Below are 4,040 nucleotides of genomic sequence, written 5' to 3' on the forward strand. Positions count from 1 at the left end.
CGGTAGGCCCCTTCAGAAGAAGGGGCAGACCGTTGGCTTGGGCCATCTCGAAGACGGTGCATTCATCGCCTGCAGGACGGTAGAAGGGCACGGAAGGCATGTTCATCGCGTTCATGGCTTACTCTCCCGGTACGGCCGCGGGGCCGGGTTTGATGACTTCGCGGCGGACCACCACGGTTGCGTAGATGAACAAGAGCGCACCCAAGACCACCACCACGCCAGAGCCGAGACGCATCAGGTAGAACAATCCCAGCTGGTCCTGCACATCCATGTAATAGTCGCCGACAATGCGCTGCATGTGAGTCTGGATGGTGCCTGCAAAGGTCAGCACAAAGGTCATAAAGGCCATGCCGCCGGTCATCAGCCAGAAGGACGCCATGTTCAGCACCTGGTTATAGGGGTCGCGGTTGCGCAGGTGCGGCATCGCATAGGTGAACATCGCCAGGTTCATCGCCACATAGGCGCCGTAGAACGCGAGGTGTCCGTGGGCGGCGGTGATCTGGGTGCCATGGGTATAGTAGTTCACCCCGTGCAGCGTGTGCAGGAAACCCCAGACGCCGGCGCCAAAGAAAGCCACGGTCGAAGCACCCAGCGACCACAGCAGCGCGGCCTTATTCGGGTGGTTCTTGCGGCCCTTCCAGACCATGACAAAGGCAAAGCTCATCATTGCGAAGAACGGGATCACTTCGAGGGTCGAGAAGATCGAGCCGACCCACTGCCAGTAACCCGGTGTGCCGATCCAGAGGAAATGGTGGCCCGTGCCGAGGATGCCGGAGAACAGCGCCAGGGCAACGATGACATAGAGCCATTTCTCCACCACTTCGCGGTCCACACCGGTCAGTTTCAGCATCAGGTAGCCAAGGATCGCGGCCATCACCAGCTCCCAGGTGGCTTCCACCCACAGGTGCACAACAAACCACCAGTACATTTTATCAAGGCTGAGGTTGTCCGGGTTGATAAAGGCAAAGATCCACAACAGCGACAGCAGCCACAGGCCCATCAGCAGGATGTTGGTGATCGCGGTTTTGCGGCCCGCCAGCACGGTCAGGGAGATATTCGCGAGGAATATCACCGCCGCAACCAGAATGCCGAACTTGACCCACAGGGGCTGTTCCAGGAACTCCCGCCCGCCGTGGATGCCGACGAGGTAAGATCCGACCGCGCCCAGGGTGCCGACGACAAGAATGGCCAGTTGGATATAGGCCAGCTTGACTGAGAACAGCTCACGCTCGGATTCTTCCGGCACCAGGTAATAGGCAGCACCGAAGAAGCCCAGCAGCAGCCAGACGATCAGCGCGTTGGTGTGCAGCATACGCACGATGTTGAAGGGCAGCAGCTCGCTCAGCGTGTTGGGCCAGACATAGATCCAGCCGGCCAGAAGCCCGCCAAGGACCTGAATTGCAAACAGGCCCATTGCCACCATGAAATAGGCATAGGCCACCTTTTGTGATTGATATTTCATTGTTTCTCTCCCTCAGCCCGCGTCATTCGGAGGCCAGTTCTGGGTATCGGTCTGATCCGCCCAGCGCAGGAATTCGGACAGGGCCTTGGTCTCTTCGTCGGTCAGGTCGAAGAACGGCATCTGGCGGCGGCCCTCAACGCCGGAGGGCTGCGACTTCATCCAGCCGTCAAGCATTTCATAAGCGCCTTCGGGGTCGTCCAGCACGCCCCAGCGGGTCATCACATTGCCCACCTCCGGGGCAAAATAGGCGCCCTCGCCATGCAGGGTGTGGCAGTTGATGCAGGAGTGGCGCTCCCACACGTGTTTGCCCAGACGCACGTCGTCGGTCAGCTCCATGCCAGCGGTGGATGTGTTCACGATGTAGCGGTGGCTTTGCGCGGTCATGGCCACGAACACGACGACGAAGAACAAGGAGCCTCCGTAGAAAACGTTCCTGGCCCGCGACTTGGTAAGTATCTCTGACATATCGCGGTCCTGAGTACAGTTGCGGATAGGACCTGCCTAAACCCGCGCACCGCCGCGGATATTGTCGAAGCGCAAAGACCGGGCGCATTGCCGCACGCAGGATGCAGGAAAAGGAGGATGCCCATGCGCCGCCCCGATTTCGACGACCCCGACCTGCCGCTTGCCGAGCTGTTTCACCACTGGCCCGCCTGCGCGGGCGAGTTCATGCGCCGCCAGATGATCTGCCCCGGCTGCCCGATCGCGCCGTTCCACACGGTGATTGACGCCTGCGAGGAATACGGGCTTGAGGAGATGGCGTTCCGGGAGCAGTTGAAAGGGGTGATGGGGTGAGGTGCGGATCACTTGGCGCAGATAGCGACATCTGCAAACATTGGCGAATGCACTGAAGCGGTTATTGGACAAGAATGTAGCTAAAGCTCAGTTGTAGAACACGCGACTTGATCTGACATTTCTGCTCTTCTGGAGCGCAAGCAGCAGACCTTCATCGATACCTATGCGCGGGTGGCGGCCGGTAAGCTCTACACCGGGAAAACGGCGGTCACCGCCGCCGGCCTGCTGAATGACAGGGTTATCCCCTTCTTTGCCGGACACGGCATCAGCCTGTTGCGCATCCTGACGGACCGCGGCACCGAATATTGCGGCAAAGCCGGAAGCCATGCCTATCAGCTCTACCTGGCCGTCGAGGACGTGGACCAGCCGATCATCGCTGTATTACACGCCGGTTGGTGTGAATGCTGAGACGCTGGAACTGATGAATGAGATTGACCGGGTGTTCACGAAGTACCCGTTCTTCGGCAGTCGCCAAACCGCGGCCTACTTGCCTAGAAATGGTCTCCACGCAGGCCGCCATCGTGTACGCCGTCTGATGGGTATCATGGGGCTGCAGGCCATCTATAAAGGTCCAAACACGAGCAAGAAGCATCCTCAACATCGCATTTACCCTTACCTGCTGAGAAAGCTGCCAATCACGCGACCCAATCATGTTTGGTGCAGTGACATCACCTACATTCCAGTCAGACGTGGCTGCCATTATCTGGTCGCGATCATGGATTGGGCAACGCGCAAGGTGCTGTCCCGGCGGCTGTCGAACACGCTGGACGCTAGTTTTTGTGTGGAGGCATTGAATGAGACCAACGCCAAATACGGTAAACCAGAGATCATGAATACGGACCAAGGATCGCAGTTCACTGGTGCGGCATGGATCACCACTTTGACGGAAGCTGATGTCAAAATCTCGATGGATGGGCGGGGCCGCCACCTCGGCAACATCTTCATCGAACGGCTGTGGCGATCCCTGAAACAGGAGGCCGTTTATCTGCATGAAATGCAAGACGGCTTCTAGGCCAAACGGGTGATCAAAGATTGGATCAGCTTCTACAACACGGAGCGGCCCCAAACGGCCCTCGACAAACGATCCCCCGACGACGCATTCTTCAACACAGAACGATCTCAAAAGGCGGCATGAAACCAACCAGATTACATCTTAGCTGAGCCGCAAAGCTGTCCAGAAAAGCAGGACCACTTCACCGCACCGTTGGCCGATCCTATTTGGTCACACCAGAGCTGTTTCGGGCGTCGCAGGCACTAGAACGAAATTGCCGATATGGCTTTTTTTCAAAAACTCCTGCTGCGCCTCAGCGATTTGGTCGAGCGGAAAGACTTTCGCAAGTAGCGGGCGGATTTCGCCGCGTTCGATATAGGAAATGAGGTTGGGAAAGACCGGCGCGTCCCATGCTGTGCTGCCGATCAGGGTCAGGTCCTTCAGATACATGTCCCGCATATCAAGGCTAACGATCGGGCCAGCAATCGCGCCCGATGACACGAACCGACCACCCCGTTTCAGCACCTTCAGCATGTTCGGAAATCCGTCACCCGCCACATTATCGACCACCACATCGACTGCCATTTCGCCCAGCTCGCCTACCAGATCGGCCCCCCGATCAAGGATGATATCCGCGCCCAGTTTCCGCAAAACGTCGGCTTTGTCCGCACGCGGCATGGCAGCGTCGCGTGTCATAGGCGCCATCGGCGATCACGGTGCCGATGTCTTCGTCCTCGGGGAACTGACCCAACAAGTCCGGTAAGACCGGGCTGTCGCCGTCGCGGCTGGGGG

At 58.4% G+C, this 4,040-nt stretch carries 4 protein-coding genes and 4 pseudogenes; 3 read left to right on the top strand and 5 right to left on the bottom strand.

Annotated features, from left to right (window positions below):
- From A2I95_RS27045 to A2I95_RS27055, 3 genes and pseudogenes are all read right to left on the bottom strand, one after another.
- A pseudogene (locus A2I95_RS27045) lies at nucleotides 1-115 on the bottom strand (AAA family ATPase); the annotation flags it as partial.
- Between the two features lie 3 nt (nucleotides 116-118).
- The gene (locus A2I95_RS27050) at nucleotides 119-1,462 is read right to left on the bottom strand and encodes a cbb3-type cytochrome c oxidase subunit I (RefSeq protein WP_291734881.1); all 1,344 of its coding nucleotides are present in this window, start codon (nucleotides 1,460-1,462) and stop codon (nucleotides 119-121) included.
- 12 nt (nucleotides 1,463-1,474) lie between these two features.
- Nucleotides 1,475-1,927: a cytochrome c gene (locus A2I95_RS27055; RefSeq protein ID WP_291734883.1), complete on the bottom strand. Its 453-nt coding sequence runs from the start codon at nucleotides 1,925-1,927 to the stop codon at nucleotides 1,475-1,477.
- A 123-nt stretch (nucleotides 1,928-2,050) separates the two neighbouring features.
- On the opposite strand from A2I95_RS27055, the gene A2I95_RS27060 reads away from it, so the two are divergent.
- The 3 genes and pseudogenes from A2I95_RS27060 to A2I95_RS27070 form a co-directional block, all read left to right on the top strand.
- Complete coding sequence (locus A2I95_RS27060; RefSeq protein ID WP_291734886.1) at nucleotides 2,051-2,257, top strand: hypothetical protein; 207 nt, start codon at nucleotides 2,051-2,053, stop codon at nucleotides 2,255-2,257.
- A 141-nt stretch (nucleotides 2,258-2,398) separates the two neighbouring features.
- Nucleotides 2,399-2,620, top strand: a pseudogene (locus A2I95_RS27065) (IS481 family transposase); the annotation flags it as partial.
- Nucleotide 2,621: 1 nt separating this feature from the next.
- Nucleotides 2,622-3,359: pseudogene (locus A2I95_RS27070) on the top strand (IS3 family transposase); the annotation flags it as partial.
- 120 nt (nucleotides 3,360-3,479) lie between these two features.
- On the opposite strand, the gene A2I95_RS27075 reads toward A2I95_RS27070, so the two are convergent.
- Complete coding sequence (locus A2I95_RS27075) at nucleotides 3,480-3,953, bottom strand: zinc-binding dehydrogenase (RefSeq protein ID WP_367152733.1); 474 nt, start codon at nucleotides 3,951-3,953, stop codon at nucleotides 3,480-3,482.
- Nucleotides 3,919-4,040 (bottom strand): annotated as a pseudogene (locus A2I95_RS27080) (IS5/IS1182 family transposase); the annotation flags it as partial. The pseudogene A2I95_RS27080 and the gene A2I95_RS27075, both read right to left, overlap by 35 nt.

The sequence above is a fragment of the Leisingera sp. F5 genome, assembly GCF_001593695.1.